The organism is Saccharomonospora xinjiangensis XJ-54, assembly GCF_000258175.1.
Taxonomy (GTDB): Bacteria; Actinomycetota; Actinomycetes; order Mycobacteriales; family Pseudonocardiaceae; genus Saccharomonospora; species Saccharomonospora xinjiangensis.
The window spans coordinates 1,226,177-1,246,623 of the sequence record NZ_JH636049.1; the positions used below are offsets into that span (position 1 = coordinate 1,226,177).

Here is a 20,447-nt window from a genome sequence, read left to right on the forward strand (position 1 = left end):
AGATCAGCGCTGGAGTTCGGGAGGAACCGGCGGGCAGTACTGCCCCGTCCTGATGTCACAGATCCGCCCCTGCGTCATCTTCACGTAGTTGTCCTTGCCTGAGATCAGTCCGGTCAGCAGTGGGTCGAGGTCCTCGCCGACACCGCAGCCGGAGAACGGCGGGATGTCGGTGTAGCCGTCGAGGAAGCCGCCCATGGCAGGTGTGTAGTCGCCCGGGTAGTCGGCGGTCAGAGCGACCGTGATCGGCTCCTGTGTCCGGCAGTCCGGGCCGACGTCCAATTCGACGCCGTTGACGGTGACGTCGTCGAGCCGCACGGACAGCGTGGCGTGAGCGACGACCGAGCCGTCGTAGGGCGCCACGACCTGCGTTCGCACGTCGATCCTCATGTCACCGACCTGGGTCAGCTCGATCGTGGCCGCGTTGGGCATGAAACCGAAGGCGTGGAACGAGTTCTTCGTCGGTGGGAGCTGCTTCTTCCCGTCGTGGCGCAGCTCGGCCACAGCCGTCTGGCAGAACCAGTACCACTCCGAACCGTCGTTGCAGGGACCGATGAACGGAAGGCCCAGGTTGACGATTCCGGGCTCGATGCGCGCGGCGGCGCCCATGCGGTCGATGTTCGTGTACCCGCCGAGGTAGGCACACCAGGCGTTGTTCAGTCCCGCGAAGTCGATGCAGTCCTGCGGAACGTCCTTCGGTTGCGCGCTCGCGCCGATGCGCTCGCCGTCCCCGCTGCTCTCGCCGGACCGTTCGCCGGAACTCCCTCCGGGGCCGGGTCCTCCCGGTTCTCCTCCTGGTTCGGTACTGCCGTCGCCTGCCACGGACAGGACGGTGATCAGCGTGTTCTGACCGGAGGCGGGCTCGCAGTCGAACGCGCGGACAGGCGGCGACTGCCTCGCGGCGGCGGCTGCCCCGCCTCCGCCGTTCTCCGTACTCGCGGGCGGCGTCTCGGAGTTCGGTTCGCCGCCGGCTCCCGGCTCGCCAGGGTCGGGGGTGTCGCCTCCACCCGCACCGTCGCCGGGATCGGAGGGCGGCGGTTGCCACCCGAGCAGGAGGCGGAACCGGCCTGCCGACACGCCGTACTCGCCGGGGCCGCCGGTGAGCTCCTCTGCCTCTCCGGTTGCGGTGAGCGTCAGCGCGCCCTCGGAGGGCAGCGGGGTCGAGGGGACGGACAGGTCGGGCAGCAGAACGGGAGTGCCCTGTTCGTCGCCGTCGGCGGCGGCGGTGTCCTTCACCAGCGTGGTCGCCGAGAGCACACCAGTTACCTCGGGCGCGCCTTCGGCGGCGAGGTCGGCCACCACCTGCTCGTCCAGCGTCGCGTTGACCGTCACACCGATCACCCCACCCATGGCCGCCTCCGGCAGGGACAGGCCAAACCGGACACGCAACTCGCTGCTGCCGTCGCCGGTGTCGCAGTGGTACAGCAGCTCGCCGGAGGAGAACTCCTGCTGTGTGCCACCGGACGGCTGGCCGCCCGAGGCCGCCTGCGCGCCGACCGCACAGGCCAGCATCACCACACCGGCGCCGACGACGTAGGCGCTTCTACTCCCTCTCCGTCCCATGGCCTCTCTTCTCGTTTCCGATACCACCGCGCCGCCGTAGCGGCGGAGTGCGGCGTGGGAGGACCGGTCCGCCAGGGACGCGCCCTGCCGGACCGGCCGCTCGTCAGCGGGTGCGGGGGACGGTCGTCACTGGAGCGTGACGTCCTGTCCCGGAGTTACCACGTACGCGCCCTCGAACGTGACCTTGTTGCCCTGGTTGATCAGTCCGAAGCAGTTCGCGAGTGGATCGACCGACGTCACCGTCAAGGTGTGCGCCGAACCGGCGATCGGGTGCGGCGCCAGCGTGTCGGTGGCGTTGTCGTAGGTTCCCGGCGCTGCCCCCTGGACCGTCGCATTGCAGCCGGGCCCGGTGAGGTTGGCCACGATCCCACCGATGTAGCCGGTCGTGACACCGTCCGCATAGGACTCACCGTTGATGGACCACGGCAGGTTCTGCGGAACGACGTCGAACGTCAGTCCGAGCGGTCCCGAACACCGCTCCCACGAGATCGCGGCGATGGTGCCGATCTGAGCAGGCGAGCCGCTGGCGTTGGTGGCGAGGCTTCCCGAGGCGTCGGAGCCCGCGCAGTTGAGGGTGACACCGTTGGCGGTGTTGGTCAGCACGGTCGTTCCCGACGAGGCGGTGTAGTCGCCGCCGGGGTTCACGACCCACTCCTGCGGCTGGGCCGAGGCGGACAGGGCGGTGAGACCGAGTGCGAGCGTCGCCGCGGCGCTGGTGGCGACGATGCTCATAGCGCGTCTACGCATAGCGATTCCTTTCCGAAAACCGATGGACGGGCGAAAGCAAGCGACGCGGAGACGATCGATCAGACCCGCGAGAAAACATCGGCCGACGATGCTTGCCGGTGGGGGCCGAAGCCAACCTACCAGCGAGTACGTTAGCCGTTGGATGTGACGTGAACAAGAAATCTCGACGGTTCTCCTTCCGCTACTCGCTCATTCGGCGCAACGGTTGTCATGACCGGAAGAAAACCCGCCGACTCGTTTGTCCGGCCAAGCCAACCAACTTCCGCTCCCCACCAGCGGGTACGGGACCACTCAGCAATCGACGAACCGCGATGACTTATTTATGGGAAACACTCCAAAAATTGGGCGTAACCAGCCGTACCGACCGGCGTTAGTGTCAGCACACGAACAAAGAAGCGTCGTACCAACACATGAAACCGACGTTTCCCAAGAAGTGTGAAACACGGTTTTCGGATCGAAGGAGTCGGGTTGGCCATCGACGTCGAACGCGAAGGCGGGCGTTCGTTTCCCGGTGCCGCCGCGCTACGCCAGACCGGCAGGCTCTACGCGCTGGCACTCGACGTTCTGCGCTGCATTCCGCGCAGGCCCTTCCAGTTCCGTGAGTTCGTGCAGCAGTTCTGGTTCATCGCCAGTGTGTCGATCCTGCCGACCGCGCTCGTGGCCATCCCGTTCGGCGGGGTGATCGCCCTGCACGTCGGCTCGCTGACCACTCAGATCGGCGCGCAGTCGTTCACCGGTGCCGCCAGCGTGCTCGCGATCATCCAGCAGGCCAGCCCCATCGTCACGGCGCTACTCATCGCGGGAGCCGGCGGCTCGGCCATGTGTGCGGACCTCGGATCACGCACGATCCGTGAGGAGATCGACGCCATGGAGGTGCTGGGCGTCTCGCCCGTGCAGCGGCTCGTGGTACCGAGGGTGCTCGCCGCGATGGGCGTGGCTGTCTTCCTCAACGGCATGGTGAGCGTCGTCGGAGTGTGCGGAGGCTACTTCTTCAACGTCGTGCTTCAGGACGGCACCCCCGGCGCGTACCTCGCGAGCTTCTCCGCGCTCGCGCAGCTTCCCGACCTGTGGATCAGCGAGATCAAGGCGCTGATCTTCGGGTTCGTCGCCGGTGTCGTCGCCGCGTACCGGGGGCTCAACCCCGCCGCTGGCCCCAAGGGCGTCGGGGACGCCGTGAACCAGTCCGTGGTGATCACCTTCCTGCTGCTGTTCCTCGCGAACTTCGTGCTGACGACCGTGTACCTCCAACTGGTGCCGCCGAAGGGAATGTGAGGCCCTTGACCACCACACCGGTCAGGCAACGCGCCGCCGAGACACTCGAAAGACGGCTGTCGTTCCTCGACACTCTCGGCGAGTCGGTGTTGTTCAGCCTGCGAGCGCTGGCGTGGGTTCCGCGCGCGCTGCGGCGCTACCCGCGCGAGATCGTGCGCCTGCTCGCGGAGGTCAGCTTCGGCAGCGGTGCGCTGGCGGTGATCGGCGGCACGGTCGGCGTGATGGTGGGGATGACGATGTTCACCGGCGTCGTCGTCGGCCTTCAGGGCTACACGGCGATGAACCAGGTAGGCACGGCAGCGTTCGCCGGGTTCATCTCCGCCTACTTCAACACGCGCGAAATCGCGCCGCTCGTCGCGGGTCTCGCGCTGTCGGCCACGGTCGGCTGCGGCTTCACCGCCCAGCTCGGAGCGATGCGGATCTCCGAGGAGGTCGATGCGCTGGAAGTCATGGGTGTGCCGAGCGTGCCCTACCTGGTGACGACCCGCATCATCGCCGGGTTCTGCGCCATCGTCCCGCTCTACGCGGTGGGTCTGCTGACGTCGTACGTCGCGTCGCGGCAGATCACCGTGTGGTTGTACGGCCAGTCCGAGGGCACCTACGACCACTACTTCACGCTGTTCCTTCCGCCGGAGGACGTGCTCTGGTCGTTCGCGAAGGTGCTGCTGTTCAGCGTGGTGGTGGTGTTGACGCACTGCTACTACGGTTTCCACGCGCGCGGAGGACCTGCCGGGGTCGGAGTCGCCGTGGGGCGCGGGGTACGCACCGCGATCGTGGCCGTCGCCGTGCTCGACTTCTTCGCCAGCCTCGCGATCTGGGGCGCGACGACGACGGTGCGGGTGGCGGGATGAGAAACACCCGGCTCCGCGGACTCGCCACCCGCCTCACCGGGGTGGCGTTCTGCCTCGTCCTCGTGCTTCTCGCCGACCTGTCGGTGCGGATCTACGACAAGGAGTTCACCGAGTCCGTTTCGGTCACGTTGCGCACCGACAGGGTGGGCAACCAGTTGCGCGTGAACTCCGACGTCAAGGCACGGGGAGTCCTCGTCGGCGAGGTGAGGGCGATCGAGGCCGTCGAGGGTGGAGCGGAGATCGAACTCGCTCTCGACCCTGACACCGTGTCGCTGTTGCCGAAGGACGTCACGGCACTGCTCGTGCCGAAGACACTGTTCGGGGAACGGTACGTTCAACTGTCCATTCCAGACGGCTCGACGGCGATGCCGCTGGCGGAGGGCGACGTGATCGAGCAGGACCGGTCCGCCAACGCCATCGAGCTGGAACGGGCTTTCGACGAGCTGCTGCCCGTGCTGGAGTCGGTGCAGCCGCACAAACTCGCCAGCACACTCAGCGCCGTGGCCACGGCGCTGGACGGGCGCGGCGACCAGGTGGGCGACACCCTCGTGCTGGCGGCGAACTACCTGGAGGAGTTCAACCCGAACCTGCCGCGACTGCACGAGAACGTCCGCGATCTCGGCGAGGTGGCCCAGCTCTACGGCGACATCTCGCCCGATCTGCTCGACGCGCTCACCGACACCGCCGTCACGCTCGGCACCGTTGACGAGAAGGGCCCCGAGTTGCGGGACCTCTACGGGCAGGTGACCACGACATCGGGCGATGTCACCGCGTTCCTGCGGGCCAATGCCGAGAACCTCATCCTCCTTGCGGCCGAGAGCCGTGAGCCGCTGGAGGCGGCGGCCCGCTACTCGCCCGGCTTCGCGTGCACGCTGCGAGCGCTCGACGAGTTGAAACCCGCCATGGACGCGGTACTCGGCGCGGGCACGAACCGGCCGGGGCTGCGCATGCAGGGCCACGTCGTCACGGAACCTCGCGGCGCGTACCGGCCGGGGGCGAATGATCCCGCCCACACCGCCGACTCCGGTCCTCGCTGCTATCCCAGCGGAGTGACCCCACAGGAGGGCATGTCGCCCGCACCGCCACAGGAGGGAATGGACGCACTCGTGCCTGCCCCCGGCGACGACGCGGGCGTGGCCGGCCTCGGCCTGCCGAACTCCCCCCAGGAGCGGCAACTGCTGTCCACCCTGCTCGCCGGTGACCTCGGTGTCGATGCCTCCGAGGTGCCCGGCTGGAGCAGTGTCCTCGTCGGAGGCGTCTATCGGGGAACGGAGGTGCATCTGCGGTGAGAAGTCTCGTCGCTCCTCTGGTCAAGAGCCTCGTGTTCGTGCTGGTGACCACGTTGGCGACCGTGGTGCTCGCACTGTCCATCTCGAACATCGGCGTCGATGACCGGACGTCCTACAGTGCCGTATTCACCGACGTGACCTCCCTGAATCCCGGTGACGACGTGCGGATCGCGGGCGTGCGCGTCGGCCAGGTTGACGAGCTGGAGATCGTCGATGCGCATCTCGCCCGCGTGCGTTTCTCGATCGAGAGGGGACAGCGGTTGCCTGCCGACGTCACGGCGGTCATCCGCTACCGCAACATGCTCGGGCAGCGCTATATCGCCCTCGAACGCGGTGAGCAGCCGGGCACCGGCCACCTCGGCCCCGGTGCGGAGATCCCACTGGAGCGGACGCGGCCCGCGCTGGATCTCACCGAGTTGTTCCACGGTTTCCAGCCACTGTTCTCCGCGCTGGACCCCGAGGAGGTCAACCAGCTCTCCGGCGAGATCGTCCAGGTGCTCCAAGGTGAGAGCGGCACGGTGGAGAGCCTGCTCGCCCACACCGGGTCGCTCACCGCCACACTCGCCGACCGCGACAAGGTGATCGGCGATGTCATCACGAACCTGAACACGGTGCTCGGCACGATCGGCGACGAGGGCGACGCACTGTCCTCACTGGTGTCCACGCTCCAGGAACTCGTGACGGGCCTCGCCGCCGACCGCGAGGCCATCGGTGACTCGGTCGAGGGCATGGCGGCACTCACGACGGCCACGTCGGAATTGTTCGAGGTGTCGCGCAGGCCGTTGAAGGAGAGCATCGCCGGGCTGCGTGAGGTGTCGGAGACTCTGGTGTCCGGTTCGGACGAGCTGGAACGGTTCCTCGTCACCACACCGGAGAAGTTCACCGAGATCGGCCGCACCGCGTCCTACGGATCGTTCCTCAACACCTATCTCTGCGACGCGGTGCTGCTGACCGACCCTCCGGCCACCATCGCCGACGGCCCCCTCCCCGCGAGGTGCGACAGATGACATCCTTCCGCGAACGCAATCCGCTGACACTCGGCGTCGTGGGCACGGTGTTGCTCGCGGGTGTCACCGTGGCGACGTTCAACTACGAGCACCTTCCGCTGATCGGGGGCGGCACGACCTACCAGGCCGAGTTCGCCGAGGCCGCAGGGCTGGTGACGGGCGGCGAGGTTCGCGTCGCCGGGATCAAGGTCGGCGAGGTGACCGGTGTCGAACTCGCCGAGGACAGGGTGCTCGTCTCGTTCCGCGTGTCCGACGCCTGGGTCGGCAACCGCACGACAGCCGAAATCAAAATCAAGACGTTGCTGGGGCAGAAATACCTCGCGCTGCACCCGACAGGCGACGCCGTGCTCGACCCCGCCGAGCCCATCCCGCTCGCGAGGACCACGACGCCGTACGACGTGACGACCGCGTTCGAGCGCCTGGCGACCACGGCGGGAGCCATCGACACCGAGCGGCTTGCCGAGAGTTTCCGCACGTTGAGCAACACCTTCGACGGCGCGGACGAGCACGTCCGCAGCGCGCTCGACGGTCTGTCCGCACTGTCCACGACCATCGCGTCCCGCGACGCCGAACTCGCCGAACTCCTGGACAACGCGAGGACCGTGGCGGACACGCTCGCCGACTCGGGCGAGGAGTTCGACCGGCTCATCGACGACGGGAGTGTGCTGCTCACCGAACTGCATCAGCGGCGCGACGCGATCCACGAGCTGCTCACGGGGGCACGCGACCTCGCGGAGCAGATCTCCGGGCTCGTCGCCGACAACACCGAGCAGCTCGCCCCCACCCTGGACGCGCTGGACGAGGTGACCGGCATCCTGCGACGTCACCGCGACGATCTCGACCGGGCTCTCGAACTCGCCGGGCCGTACTTCCGCGTCGTGAACAACGCCGTCGGCAGTGGCCGCTGGCTCGACGTGTACCTGTGCGGGCTCGTGCCGGACAACCGGGCTCCCTGCGAACCCCCTGATCGGAGGTGACCCCCGTGCCGACTGGAACCCGGCGGCTCGCCAGGATCGCCACGGTGCTCGTCGTGACCGCTCTCGTGACGGCAGGAGCACTGTGGTGGGTGTTCGGCGACCGCGGCGACAAGACCGTGACGGCGTACTTCGACCGCGCTGTCGGCGTCTACCCCGGCTCGGACGTGAAGGTGCTCGGCGTGCGCGTCGGCGAGGTCGTGTCGGTGACCCCCGAGCCGAGCCGGGTGCGGCTGACGATGACCGTGGCCGAGGAAGCCCCCGTCGCGCACGACACCCGCGCGCTCGTCGTTTCGCCCAGCGTGGTCGCCGACAGGTACGTGCAGCTGTCCGACCTCGCCCACGGCGGCCCCCGCCTCGCCGACGGCGCCGTCATTCCCCGGTCGCGCACGGCCGTGCCGGTGGAACTCGACGAGCTGTACGAAAGCCTCGGCGACCTCGCCACGGCACTCGGCCCCGACGGCGCCAACGCCAACGGCGCGCTGTCCGACCTGCTGGACACGGGAGCCGATGTGCTCGACGGCAACGGCGAGGCGTTCTCGCGAACCGTGCGCAACTTCGCCGACCTGGCCCGCACGCTCGCCGACTCCGACGACGACCTCTTCGCCACCATCGATTCGCTGTCGCGATTCACGGCGATGCTCGCGGGCAACGACGCTCAGGTGAGGGAGGCGACCGGCAGGCTCGCCGACGTCGCGGACCTCCTCGCCGAGGACAAGGAGGAACTCTCGGCCGCGCTGGCCGCGCTCGGCGACGCGCTCGCCGATCTTCAGGAGTTCGTCGCAGACCACCGCGAGGCTCTGAAGTCGAACGTGGACGACCTCGCCGACCTCACCCAGCTCGTCGTCGAGCGGCGGGCCTCGCTGGCCGAGGCGCTCGACGTCGCCCCGACGGCCGCGGAGAACGCCTACAACACGTTCGACCCGGACAGCGGCACCCTCCAGGGCCGCATCAACCCACTCGAGTACATCCCGTCGCAGGAGGGAGGGCCGAGGTGAGCAGGAGAGCCGTCTTTCCCGCCGTCGCCGTGGCGGCGTGCCTGCTCGCGGCAGGGTGCGCGACCCCGGACTTCGCCGGTGTTCACGAACTTCCCCTGCCAGGAGGTGCCGAGCTGGGCGACGACCCGTACCGCGTCACAGCCCGCTTCGACGACGTACTCGACCTCGTTCCGCACGCCGCAGTGAAGGTCAACGACGTGGCCGTCGGCAGGGTCGAGTCCATCGAGCTGGCCGCGACCGGCGACTGGCAGGCCGAGGTGGTCCTCGTCGTCAACGGCGACGTCGAACTGCCTGCCGACACGCTCGCCAACATCCGCCAGTCGAGTCTGCTCGGGGAGAAGTTCGTGGAACTGGCGGCACCCCGGCGGCCCGACGAGGCCGGTGAGCGGGCTCCGCTGACCGACGGAGCACTCATCCCCGTGTCCCGCACCAACCGGCACGTCGAGGTCGAGGAGGTGTTCGGCGCCCTGTCCCTGTTGCTCAACGGCGGCGGCATCGCACAGTTGCGCACGATCAACCACGAGCTGAACGAGGTGCTCACCGGCAACGAGGCCCAGCTCAAGGAGTTCCTCTCCAACGTGGAACATTTGGTGTCCGAACTGGACGGACACCGCGACGAGATCACCACCGCGCTCGACGGTCTCGACCGGCTGGCCGCCACGCTGGCGGAACGCGAGGAGGACATCCGAGGCGCCCTCAACGATCTCACGCCGGGCCTCGCGGAGCTGCGCGACCAGCGGGAACTGCTCGTGACGATGCTGGAATCGCTCGACGAGCTGTCCGGCGTGGCCGTCGATGTGGTCCACAAGACGAAAGACGACCTCGTGGCGGACCTCGAAGCGCTCGCCCCCACGCTGGAGGGCCTCGCCGACGCGGGCGGATCGCTGCCCCGCTCGCTGGAGATCCTCGCGACCTTCCCCTTCACCGACGCCGTGCTCGACGGCATCGAGGGCGACTACCTCAACACCTTCGTCCAGGTCGTCCCCGCCGACGGGTACACCGCACCGATTCCCCTGCTGCCGTTGCCGACCACCGGCACCCCCGCCGAAGGAGGCGACCGCTGATGCTCACCCGGCGGGTCAGAGTTCAGCTCCTCGCGTTCGTGGTCGTCGCGCTGACGGCGACCACGTTCGTCGGTGCCAACCACGCGGGCCTCGGCAGGCTGCTCGGCACGGGCGGGGCCGTGGTGCGCCTGCAACTCGCCGACGGAGGCGGACTGTTCAGCGGAAGCGAGGTCACCTACCGCGGCGTGGCCGTCGGCGAGGTGCGCACGCTGCGGCTCACCGAGGACGGCATGGAGGCCGAACTCGTGCTCGACGACGACGCACCAGCGATCCCCGCGAACACCAGGGCGGTCGTCGCCAACCGGTCGGCCGTCGGTGAGCAGTACGTCGATCTTCAGCCCCGCACGGGGCGGGGCCCTTACCTCGCCGACGGCTCGGTGATCCCCCGTGCCGCCACCTCACTGCCGCCCCGCGTACACACCCTGCTCGCCGACCTCACCGCGTTCACCGAGTCGGTGCCGACGGAGTCGCTGCACACGGTGGTGGACGAGCTGTACACGGCCTTCCACGGCACCGGCGACGACCTTCAGGTACTGCTGGACTCCTCCCGCGAATTCACCCACACCGCCACCGAATACCTGCCGCAGACGTCCTCACTCATCGACGACGGCGCGACGGTACTGCGCACCCAGGCCGAGTCCGCAGCCGCCTGGCGATCCTTCGCGGGCGACGCGGCACGGTTCGCCGCCGAACTCGCCGAGGCCGACGGCGACCTGCGCGAACTCATCGCCCGCACCCCGGGCGCTGCCACCGAACTGAGCACACTCCTTCACGACACCGACCCCGGGTTGCCGGTGCTGCTGGCGAACCTACTGACGACCTCCCGGCTTTTCTCGGCCAGAGTGGACGGTCTTGAGCACCTGTTCGTCATGCTGCCGAAGGCCACCGCGGCGACATCGGCGGCACTCGACGGCGACGAGTTCTCCGTCGCGCTGACGTTCTTCGACCCGCTGCCGTGTCTTGCGGGCTACGGCGACACCGAGTACCGCTCCGGCGAGGACACCGGCGACACACCGTTCAACACGGCCGCCGCCTGCAGCCTGCCCTCCGGCACCGTGCCCGCGCGGACGTCGCAGCACGTCCCCGAGGCAGGGCTGCCGCTCGTGGCGCTGCCCGGAGTGCTCAGCGGCGACGACAACACCCGCGAATCCCTGAAGGATCTGCTGTGGCTCGACGAGGAGTGAACCGGCGCGCGAAGGCCGTTGCGCTGGGAGCCGTACTCGCGGCCGTGCGGGGTGCGCGTGACAGCGGTGCCGTGCGCGGCACGGGCACTGCGGGCACTGCGGGCACTGCGGGCACTGCGGGCACTGCGAGGATCGTGGGCATTGTGGCCGTCCTGGCCGTCGCAGCCGCCGCCGTTTTCGCGAGCGTGGCGGCCTTGTCGCTGATCTCGGCGATGACCGACGAGCGACTCGACACCGCGCGAGCCCGCGACGAGGCACTCGGCCAGGGCCGTGAACGCGTCGCCGAGCTGACCACGATGGACCACGACGACCGTGCGGCGGGCATGCGCCGATGGCTGTCCGCCACGACGGGGGCGCTCCACGCGGAGCTAGAACGGACCGACCCCGCGACGCAGATGGACGGGAGACAGGGTTCCGCACCGGTCAATGCCACGGGAACCGTGCTGCACGCGGCCTTGAGCGAGTTCGACGCCGGCCGGGGCAGGGCGACGCTGCTGGCGTCGGTGGAGATCACCAGCACCCGCGAAGGAGCCGAACCCACCTACACCCGCAACCGCTACCGCGTCCGGCTGCGGCACACCGACGAGGGCTGGAAGGCGGAGGCGTTCGAGACGATCCCCGTGGGAGGTCCGGCATGAAGCGCCGCACCGCACTCCTTCTGGTGCTGGCCGTGCTGCTCGCAGGCGCAGGCGCCGTCTGCGTCGTGCTGGAGAGATCGCTGCGCTCGTCGGAGTCGGCACGCGACGGCGCCCACGTCGATGCCGATGCCACGCTGGAGGTCAGGGCCGCGGTCGTCAAAGCGGTGAACAAGGTGTTCACGTACCACTACGACGATCTGGAGACCACCGAACGCGCCGCGGAGGACCTGCTGCGCGGGCAGGCGCGCGAGGAGTACCGCATGCTGTTCTCCCGGATCGTCGGCAGCGCTGAGGAGCAGCGGCTCACCGTCACCACCAGGGTGGTGGACGCCGCCGTGCTGTCGATGACCGGTGACCGCGCCGAGGTCCTGGTGTTCACGGACCAGACCTCCGTCCGCGACGCGCTGGAAAGCTCGGCCGAACCGGCGTCGGCCGCCGCGCAACTGCTCGTCACAGCCACGAGGCACGACGACCGCTGGCTCCTGACGACCCTCACCCAAACCTGACCGCCCGGGCGTGTCCGCACCTCCTGCACGGGTGCTGGCACTTCATGCACGCTTGCTGGCACCTCCTGCACACGTGCTGGCACCCCACAACCGTGTCCGCACTTCCTGCGCGGGTGTTGGCATCGTGCGATACCAACACCCGCGCGCCACCTGCGGACACGCCGGGCGGGGCTGCGGTCCCGGGCTCACCTGCGGGTGTTCGACACTCCGGTGTACGACGCGGCGCCGCTCTGCCGGGGTGCCGTCGGAAGAACACGCAGTGCCAGTTCCAGTTCGAAGCGCGCGTCCGGATCACGCAGCCGATCGCCGAACGTCGCCTCCAGTTGCCGCATCCGGTAGCGCACGGTCTGCGGGTGCACCGACAGCCGATCCGCCATGCCCACGACGTGTCCCTGTGCGTCCAGCCACGCCCGCAACGTCTCCAGCATCCGTTCCCGCTGCCGTGGCGTGAGCCCGTCGAGCGACGCGAGCAACCTGTGCCGCAGTTGCAGCGTCAGTGCCTCGTCGGAATGCAGCAGCAGCACGGGAAGGCACTCCTGCGCCAACACCACCCTGCGCGGCGGCAGCACTCCTTCGTCCACAAGGGCCAGTGCCTTGCGCGCCCAGCGCAATGAATCGGCGACACCGTCCATGGGAACGCACGGCCCGATCGCAAGACGGCAGCGCGGCAGCGCCTGTTCGAGCGCCGCGAGGCGCTCCCTCGTCACGGCGCCGGGCACGAGCAGCCTCGGTTCGACCCCGCTCAACTCGGCCAGTACGTCCGCGTCGAGAGACGGCCGGTGGGCTCCCTTGAGGGGGAACGCCGGCCGTACCGCCACCGGTGTCGCGGTCTTCGGGGTGGTCCACCCCACGAGCTGGGCGAGTTCCTCCACGGCCTCGGGCGGCGCGGCGGGACGTTCGAGGATCAGCTGGAGCAACCGGCGCCGCCACGTGTCGAGGGCGTCGGCCGAACACGCCTTCGCTTCGAGGAACCCGTCGAGCGCCACGGAGGCCAGCTCGTCCATGAACCCGAGCATCGCGTCGGCGAGCTGCGACATCACCGTGGACGAGAAACCGCTGCGACGCCCCACCTCCATGATCCGCCGCCACGCCACGCGTGCGCCAACGCGGTAGGCGGCCTGGAGAGTGTCGAGGCTGCGGCCTTCACGCATCTCGTACTGTCCGAGCCTGCGGTGGACCTCGTGGGCGTGCTGGGTTGACGCGCTCGGGTCGGCGATTTGCGCCACGAACAGCGACACCGCGTGCTGGACCCCTGCCTTGATGTTCTTGCCGTAGGGGCCGTCGAGCGGCCTGCGGTACTCCGGGATCAGCGCACGGATCTCGGCGACGATCTCGTCGGCCACACTCTCCAACTCCGGGCGCATAATCTGCGCGAGTCGTCCCGAGAGCACCGCCGAATCGGCGGTCTCGCCCGCTGCTCCTCCCGTCACACCGGCAAGCTCCTTCCCACAGCGTCGAGGGATGCCTGTCATCGCGTCCCGGTCGGCGATGATCGGGAAAAGGTATCACCGCGATCGGGGTGTGCGGAGGTGCTTCGCGCCGATCCGACGAAATCTCCCCTGCCCGTTGCGTGGGAGTGACAAGAGGAAGCGCTCAGCTCGTCAAGCGGCGGTACAGCGCCTCCACCACGGGAACCAACGGCGACGCCTCCGCGTGGTCGCGCGCCACGCACTCGGTGAGCGCCGCGCCGACGACGTCGAATCCGGCGAGCGCGTCGAGGCACGCGACGAGACGTTCCACGGTGAGCCCACCGGGTTCGTGCTCGTGGTTGCCGGGGAACTCGCCGGGGTCGAGCACGTCCGCGTCCACGTGGACGTACAGGGCGTCCACGTCGGCCTCGCGCACGGCGGCCACCACATCGGCGGGATCGGCGGGCGGTGGCACATGGCGGAGCAGTCCAGCACGCACGGCGACCAGCTCCTGCGGGTCGAACGACCGCGTTCCGGCCAGCACGGCACGCCCCGGCGACACGGCCGGATTCGCCGCGAACTCGTCGTCGCCCTCACCGAGCAGTGCCCGCAGCACCATGCCGTTGAACGCGCCGGACGGCGATGTGTCCGGGGTGTTGGCGTCGGCGTGCGCGTCGAACCACAGCACGCCGAGCTTCGGGCCGTACCGGTACCGCGCCACGCCGATCGGGACGAGGTCGCTCGCGCAGTCACCGCCGAGTGTCAGGACCGGCCCCTCCGGGTTCTCCAGCGCCGCGAGCTGCGCGCCCCGGTTGCCGAGTAGCGCGGCACGGTTGCGGATTCCGCGCTCGGTCGGCGATCCCGCCTCACCGACCGGGAGCCTCAGCACCGGAGTGCCGAGGACGTCCTCGGCGAGCGAGGCGAGTACCTCGGCCCCCTCACCGAGCCGGGACGGCGCGTCCTGCAAGCCCGAGCCCTGCCACTGCGCCACAGCGTGAACCAGCATGGCGGCCAACCTAGTGCGCGGAACACGGGAAGGGCCACCGGCGTTCGCGGACCTCCCCGCTGGTGGCCCTGCCGCGTCCGCTACTCCAGCACCACCAGCAGGTCGCCACCCTCGACCTGCTGCACCGAGTTGATGGCCAGCCGCGCCACCCTGCCTGCCGACTGGGAGGTGATGGCGGCCTCCATCTTCATCGCCTCGATGGTGGCCACCGTGTCGCCGGCCTCCACGGTGTCGCCTTCGGACACCGTCGCCGTCACCACACCGGCGAACGGGGCCGCGACGTGCTTGGAGTTGTTCTTGTCGGCCTTCTCCTTCGCAGGCAGATCGCTGGCCACCGACCGGTCGCGCACCTGGATGGGCCGTAACTGCCCGTTCAGCGACGCCATCACGACGCGGATACCGCGCTCGTCGGCCTCGCCGATGGCTTCGAGTTCGATGAGCAGCCGGACACCGGGTTCGAGATCGACGGGGTACTCCTCGCCGGGACGCAGTCCGTAGAAGAAGTCCTTGCTCGGCAACACACTCGTGTCGCCGAACGCCTGCCGATGGGTCTCGAACTCCTTCGTCGGCCCAGGGAACAGCAGCCGGTTCAACGTGGCCCTGCGGTCCTTCGCCAGCGCGCTCCGGTCGTCCTCGGACAGCTCCACGGTGCGCTTGGCCTCGGCCCTGCCCCGCAACGCCTTGGTGCGAAACGGCTCGGGCCAGCCACCGGGCGGGTCGCCGAGTTCGCCGCGCAGGAATCCGATCACGGAGTCGGGGATGTCGTACGTGCCGGGATCTGCCTCGAAGTCGTCCGGCGACACACCCGCGCCGACGAGGTGCAGGGCGAGGTCGCCGACGACCTTCGACGACGGCGTCACCTTCACGAGGTGACCGAGGATGCGGTCCGCCGCCGCGTACATCGCCTCGATCTCCTCGAAGCGATCACCGAGACCGAGCGCCACAGCCTGGGTACGCAGGTTGGACAACTGGCCGCCGGGAATCTCGTGGTGATACACACGCCCGGTTGGGGACGCCAGCCCTGCCTCGAACGGCGCGTAGATCTTGCGCACGATCTCCCAGTACGGTTCGAGATCACCCACCGCGCCGAGGTCGAGGCCGGTCGGCCGTTCCGAGTGGTCGGTGGCGGCCACGATGGCCGAGAGCGACGGCTGCGACGTGGTGCCCGCCATCGACGCCACGGCGCCGTCCACGGCGTCCGCACCCGCGTTGACGGCGGCGAGGTAGGTCGCGAGCTGGCCGCCTGCCGTGTCGTGCGTGTGGATGTGCACGGGCAGGTCGAACTCCTTGCGCAGCGCGCTCACGAGTCGCGCCGCGGCAGGCGCCCGCAGCAGCCCGGCCATGTCCTTGATCGCGAGGACGTGCGCTCCCGCTCCGACGATCTGCTCGGCCAGCTTCAGGTAGTAGTCGAGCGTGTAGATCGTCTCGCCGGGGTCCGACAGATCAGAGGTGTAGCAGAGCGCCACCTCCGCCACCGCCGTCCCCGTGGCCCGCACCGCGTCGATCGCCGGACGCATCTGCTCGACGTCGTTGAGTGCGTCGAAGATGCGGAAGATGTCGATGCCGGTGGCGGTGGCCTCCTCGACGAACGCCTCGGTGACCTCCGTGGGATACGGCGTGTAGCCCACGGTGTTGCGGCCACGCAACAGCATCTGGAGGCAAATGTTGGGCATGGCCTCACGCAGCGCGGCCAGCCGCTCCCACGGGTCCTCCGCGAGGAACCGCAACGCGACGTCGTACGTGGCACCGCCCCAGCACTCCACCGACAGCAGTTGCGGCACGGTCCTCGCCACCACGGGGGCGACGGCGAGGAGGTCCTTGGTGCGCACCCGTGTGGCGAGCAGCGACTGGTGGGCGTCGCGGAACGTCGTGTCGGTGACGCCGAGGGTCGGCGACGAGCGAAGCCACCGCGCGAAGCCCTCCGGACCCAGCTCGGTGAGCCGCTGCTTCGACCCCGCGGGCGGCTCGCCGTCGGGCACCGGCGGCAGCTTCCTCACCGGGTCGATCATGCGAGGACGCTCGCCGTGCGGTTTGTTGACCGTCACGTCCGCGAGGTAGGTGAGCAGCCTGGTGCCCCTGTCGGCGGAATGCCGCGCCGTCAGCAGGTGCGGACGCTCCTCGATGAACGCCGTCGTGACCCGCCCCGCCCTGAAGTCGGGATCGTCGAGCACGGCTTGGAGGAACGGGATGTTGGTGGCCACACCGCGAATCCGGAACTCCGCCACCGCGCGCCTGGCCTTGTCAACGGCTGCGGTGAACGTGCGGCCACGACACGTGAGTTTCACCAGCATGGAGTCGAAGTGGGCGCTGATCTCCGTGCCCGCGAACGTGGTTCCTCCGTCGAGACGGATACCCGAGCCGCCCGGCGACCGGTAGGCGCTGATCATGCCGGTGTCGGGGCGGAAGCCGTTGGCGGGGTCCTCGGTGGTGATGCGGCACTGCAACGCGGCGCCGCGCAGATATACCGTGTCCTGGGAGAGCCCCAGATCGGACAGCGTCTCGCCTGCCGCGATGCGCATCTGCGCCTGCACGAGGTCCACGTCGGTGACCTCCTCGGTCACCGTGTGCTCCACCTGGATGCGCGGGTTCATCTCGATGAAGACGTGGTTGCCGTCGCGATCGACGAGGAACTCCACCGTGCCCGCGTTGCGGTAGCCGATCTGCCTCGCGAAGCGGACCGCGTCGGCACAGATCCGTTCCCGCAGCGCGGGATCGAGGTTGGGAGCGGGAGCGAGTTCGATCACCTTCTGGTGCCTGCGCTGCAACGAGCAGTCCCGCTCGTACAGGTGGATGACACCGTTCTCGCTCCCCGTGCCGTCGCTGAGGATCTGCACCTCGATGTGACGCGGTTGCACCACGGCCTTTTCGAGGAACACGGTGGGATCGCCGAACGCCGACTCGGCCTCGCGGGCCGCCGCCTCGATCGACTCCCGCAGCGCGGCACGATCCTTCACCAGCCGCATCCCCCGGCCACCGCCGCCGGCGACCGCCTTCACGAACACCGGGAAGCCCAGCTCCTCCGCAGCCTCGACCAGCGTGTCCACATCGGAGGACGGGGCCGACGAGCCGAGCACGGGCACGCCCGCCTCACGCGCCGCTGCCACGGCACGCGCCTTGTTGCCGGTCAGTTCCAGCACCTCGGCGCTCGGGCCGATGAAGGTGATCCCCGCCTCGGCGCACGCGCGGGCGAGATCGGGGTTCTCCGAGAGGAAGCCGTATCCGGGGTAGACCGCGTCGGCCCCGGCCCGCCGCGCGGCTGCCACGATCTCGTCAACCGAGAGATAGGCCCGCACCGGATGGCCCGGCTGCCCGATCTCGTAGGCCTCGTCAGCCTTCAACCGGTGGAGCGAGTTTCGGTCCTCGTGGGGGAACACGGCGACCGTTCCCGCGCCGAGTTCGTACGCTGCGCGGAACGCCCTGATCGCGATCTCACCACGGTTCGCGACGAGTACCTTGCGGAACATGCCCGGTCCTTCCTCGTTTGGATCGGTCGCGAGCACGTTACCTCGCTCGCCGTGCTCGGAGGGAGATCAACCGCCCGTGACGGGTCTCATGCGCCCCGTGCCGGACTCGCCAGGTGAGTACCCCGAACGCCGTGTCCGCACGTCACGCGCGGGTGTCCGCATTTCCCGCACGCCTGCCGGCACCGGAGATCGGACACGCGGCGTTTCCACGACGTGAGACGCGGGCACGCGCGTGCGCGACATGCGAACACCTGTGCGCGAACTGCGGACACCCGTGCAGCAAGTGCGGACACCCGTGCAGCAAGTGCGGACACGGGTCAGGTCTTCTCCAGGTACTCCGCGCGTTCGTCGTCGATCGTGTCGGCGGCGAGCGCGGCGAGGCCGGGATGGTCGGCAAGATCCGGGTCGGCCGAGATCACCTGCTGTGCCACCTGGCGCGACCGCGCGATCACGTCCTCGTCCCGCAGCAACGACAGCAACTTCAGTCCCGATCGCGTGCCCGACTGGGCCGCGCCGAGGATGTCGCCCTCCCTGCGCAGTTCGAGGTCGAGCTTCGACAACTCGAACCCGTCGGTGGTGGACTCCACCGCGGCGAGGCGGGCGCGCGCGGACGTCCCGTCGAGGGCTTCGGTGACCAGCAGGCACAGGCCCGGAACGGAGCCGCGCCCGACCCTTCCCCTGAGCTGGTGCAACTGGCTCACCCCGAAACGATCGGCGTCCATGATCACCATCAGCGTGGCGTTGGGGACGTTGACACCGACCTCGATCACGGTCGTCGCGACGAGCACGTCGAGTTCACCGGCGGCGAAGGCGCGCATCACGGCGTCCTTGTCGTCGCCGGGAAGCCTCCCGTGGAGCACTCCGACGCGAAGACCCGCCAGCGGCCCGTTCTCCAACTCAGGGACGAGATCCAATACGGCGATGGGCGGCCGCTCTGTCTTGTCCGACGGCGGCTCGTCACCGATGCGCGGGCACACGACGTACGCCTGGTGGCCCTTGGCGACCTCCTCGCGCAGCCGCTGCCACGCCCTGTCGAGCCACGCGGGTTTCTCGGCTGAGGGCACCACGGTGGTCGAGATCGGCGAGCGTCCCGAGGGAAGCTGCCGCAGCGACGACGTTTCGAGGTCCCCGTATACGGTCATGGCGACGGTCCTCGGAATGGGGGTCGCCGTCATCACCAGAACATGCGGGCTGACGTCCTCGCCCGCACGCGAACGCAGGGCGTCCCGCTGCTCGACGCCGAACCGGTGCTGCTCGTCGATCACCACGAAAGCCAGGTCGGCGAAGGAGACGTGCTCGCCGAGCAGAGCGTGCGTACCCACCACGATGCCTGCCGCGCCGCTCGCCGCGTCGAGCAACGCCTGCTTGCGCTGCCGCGCCGTGAGCGAGCCGGTGAGCAGCGTGACACGGGTGGCTCGCTCCGCGCCGCCGAGTTCGCCCGCCTGCGCGAGATCCCCCAGCAACTCCCGTAGCGACCGCGCGTGCTGGGCGGCGAGGACCTCCGTCGGCGCGAGCAGCGCCGCCTGCCTTCCCGCGTCCACTACCTGCAACATCGCTCTCAGCGCGACGATGGTCTTCCCGCTGCCGACCTCGCCCTGCAACAGGCGGTTCATGGGGTGCTCACCGGCGAGGTCGGCACTGAGTGCCTCCCCTATCTCGCGCTGCCCCTCGGTGAGGCGGAACGGCAGCCGCTCGTCGAAGGTCTCCGCGATGCCACCGGACTTCGGCGGGCATGCGGGCGCGAGCCCGCTGCCCGTCGAGTGCCGCCGTCGCGCCAGCACGAGCTGCACGGCCAGCGCCTCGTCCCACTTGAGCCGCGTGCGGGCGCCCTCCAGTTCGGCGTCGCTGCGGGGCCGGTGGATCGCGTGCAGTGCCTCGAACAACGTGACGAGACCGTGTTCGCGGCGCAGCCACCCCGGAAGCGGATCGGGTTCGCGATCGAGCATCTCCAGCGTCTGGTGCACGGCCTTGGAGATGCGCCACGACGGCAACCCCTGCGCCGCCGGGTACACGGGAATGATGCGGGAGAGGAAGTCGTGGGCGGTCGCCACACCGTCGTCCACGTCGGACTCGATCAGCTCGTACTCGGGATTGGCCAGTTGCAGCGAGCGCCGGAACGCCGTCACCTTGCCCGCGAACAGTCCCGTCCTTCCCGGCCGCAGTTCGCGTTCGCGCCACGTCTGGTTGCCGAAGAAGGCACACGACAGCCTGCGCGAGCCGTCGGTGATGGTGACCTCCAGGATCGAGCCCTTGCGGGAGCGCATCGGTTTCTTCGTGGTGCTCTCGACGCGCGCGAGCACGGTGACGTGCTCCCCGATCTCCAGTCCCGCGATGTCGGTCAGCTCGCCACGCTGCGCGTAGCGGCGCGGGTAGTGCCGAAGCAGGTCGCCGACGGTGTGCAGGTCGAGCGCGGACGCCAGCGCGGCGGCCGTCCGCGCGCCGACGACGTCCGTGAGCCGGTCCGCCAGTACAGCCATG

16 protein-coding genes are annotated in these 20,447 nt (G+C 69.3%); 10 read left to right on the top strand and 6 right to left on the bottom strand.

Translation table 11 applies throughout. The features are described from left to right. Nucleotides 1–3 precede the first annotated feature (3 nt). A complete protein-coding gene (locus SACXIDRAFT_RS05060; protein WP_006237418.1) occupies nt 4–1,560 on the bottom strand; it encodes a DUF6801 domain-containing protein in 1,557 nt (518 codons plus the stop codon). 126 nt (nt 1,561–1,686) lie between these two features. After that, complete coding sequence (locus SACXIDRAFT_RS05065; RefSeq protein WP_006237419.1) at nt 1,687–2,307, bottom strand: hypothetical protein; 621 nt, start codon at nt 2,305–2,307, stop codon at nt 1,687–1,689. 468 nt (nt 2,308–2,775) lie between these two features. On the opposite strand from SACXIDRAFT_RS05065, the gene SACXIDRAFT_RS05070 reads away from it, so the two are divergent. From SACXIDRAFT_RS05070 to SACXIDRAFT_RS05115, 10 genes are read left to right on the top strand one after another with little or no spacing between them, the layout of a single operon-like run. Further along, nucleotides 2,776–3,579: an MlaE family ABC transporter permease gene (locus SACXIDRAFT_RS05070; RefSeq protein WP_006237420.1), complete on the top strand. Its 804-nt coding sequence runs from the start codon at nt 2,776–2,778 to the stop codon at nt 3,577–3,579. A gap of 5 nt (nt 3,580–3,584) precedes the next feature. Next, nucleotides 3,585–4,430: an MlaE family ABC transporter permease gene (locus tag SACXIDRAFT_RS05075; RefSeq protein WP_040922473.1), complete on the top strand. Its 846-nt coding sequence runs from the start codon at nt 3,585–3,587 to the stop codon at nt 4,428–4,430. After that, complete coding sequence (locus SACXIDRAFT_RS05080) at nt 4,427–5,719, top strand: MCE family protein (RefSeq protein WP_006237422.1); 1,293 nt, start codon at nt 4,427–4,429, stop codon at nt 5,717–5,719. The genes SACXIDRAFT_RS05075 and SACXIDRAFT_RS05080 overlap by 4 nt, the downstream gene beginning before the upstream one ends. Further along, nucleotides 5,716–6,726: an MCE family protein gene (locus tag SACXIDRAFT_RS05085; RefSeq protein WP_006237423.1), complete on the top strand. Its 1,011-nt coding sequence runs from the start codon at nt 5,716–5,718 to the stop codon at nt 6,724–6,726. The genes SACXIDRAFT_RS05080 and SACXIDRAFT_RS05085 overlap by 4 nt, the downstream gene beginning before the upstream one ends. Then, a complete protein-coding gene (locus SACXIDRAFT_RS05090) occupies nt 6,723–7,703 on the top strand; it encodes an MCE family protein (RefSeq protein WP_006237424.1) in 981 nt (326 codons plus the stop codon). Before SACXIDRAFT_RS05085 ends, SACXIDRAFT_RS05090 begins: the two co-directional genes overlap by 4 nt. 5 nt (nt 7,704–7,708) lie before the next feature. Continuing rightward, nucleotides 7,709–8,698 carry an MCE family protein gene (locus tag SACXIDRAFT_RS05095; protein ID WP_006237425.1) on the top strand — a complete coding sequence of 330 codons (990 nt, stop codon included), beginning with the start codon at nt 7,709–7,711 and terminating at the stop codon, nt 8,696–8,698. Continuing rightward, nucleotides 8,695–9,762: an MCE family protein gene (locus SACXIDRAFT_RS05100; RefSeq protein WP_006237426.1), complete on the top strand. Its 1,068-nt coding sequence runs from the start codon at nt 8,695–8,697 to the stop codon at nt 9,760–9,762. Before SACXIDRAFT_RS05095 ends, SACXIDRAFT_RS05100 begins: the two co-directional genes overlap by 4 nt. Next, nucleotides 9,762–10,946 (top strand): MCE family protein, encoded by a 1,185-nt coding sequence (locus SACXIDRAFT_RS05105; protein WP_006237427.1) that lies wholly within the window; start codon nt 9,762–9,764, stop codon nt 10,944–10,946. Before SACXIDRAFT_RS05100 ends, SACXIDRAFT_RS05105 begins: the two co-directional genes overlap by 1 nt. Continuing rightward, nucleotides 10,928–11,584, top strand: a complete 657-nt coding sequence (locus SACXIDRAFT_RS05110; RefSeq protein ID WP_006237428.1) for a hypothetical protein — start codon at nt 10,928–10,930, stop codon at nt 11,582–11,584. Before SACXIDRAFT_RS05105 ends, SACXIDRAFT_RS05110 begins: the two co-directional genes overlap by 19 nt. Next, nucleotides 11,581–12,090 carry a hypothetical protein gene (locus tag SACXIDRAFT_RS05115; protein WP_006237429.1) on the top strand — a complete coding sequence of 170 codons (510 nt, stop codon included), beginning with the start codon at nt 11,581–11,583 and terminating at the stop codon, nt 12,088–12,090. Before SACXIDRAFT_RS05110 ends, SACXIDRAFT_RS05115 begins: the two co-directional genes overlap by 4 nt. Before the next feature lie 185 nt (nt 12,091–12,275). On the opposite strand, the gene SACXIDRAFT_RS05120 is transcribed toward SACXIDRAFT_RS05115, so the two are convergent. The 4 genes from SACXIDRAFT_RS05120 to recG form a co-directional block, all read right to left on the bottom strand. After that, nucleotides 12,276–13,520: a PucR family transcriptional regulator gene (locus SACXIDRAFT_RS05120; RefSeq protein WP_006237430.1), complete on the bottom strand. Its 1,245-nt coding sequence runs from the start codon at nt 13,518–13,520 to the stop codon at nt 12,276–12,278. Nucleotides 13,521–13,683: 163 nt separating this feature from the next. Continuing rightward, on the bottom strand, nt 13,684–14,505 hold the full coding sequence (locus tag SACXIDRAFT_RS05125) for an arginase family protein (protein WP_006237431.1): 822 nt from the start codon (nt 14,503–14,505) through the stop codon (nt 13,684–13,686). 80 nt (nt 14,506–14,585) lie between these two features. After that, on the bottom strand, nt 14,586–17,969 hold the full coding sequence (locus SACXIDRAFT_RS05130; protein WP_006237432.1) for a pyruvate carboxylase: 3,384 nt from the start codon (nt 17,967–17,969) through the stop codon (nt 14,586–14,588). A 317-nt stretch (nt 17,970–18,286) separates the two neighbouring features. After that, nucleotides 18,287–20,446, bottom strand: coding sequence for an ATP-dependent DNA helicase RecG (recG, locus tag SACXIDRAFT_RS05135; protein WP_006237433.1), 2,160 nt, complete (start codon nt 20,444–20,446; stop codon nt 18,287–18,289). Nucleotide 20,447 lies beyond the last annotated feature (1 nt).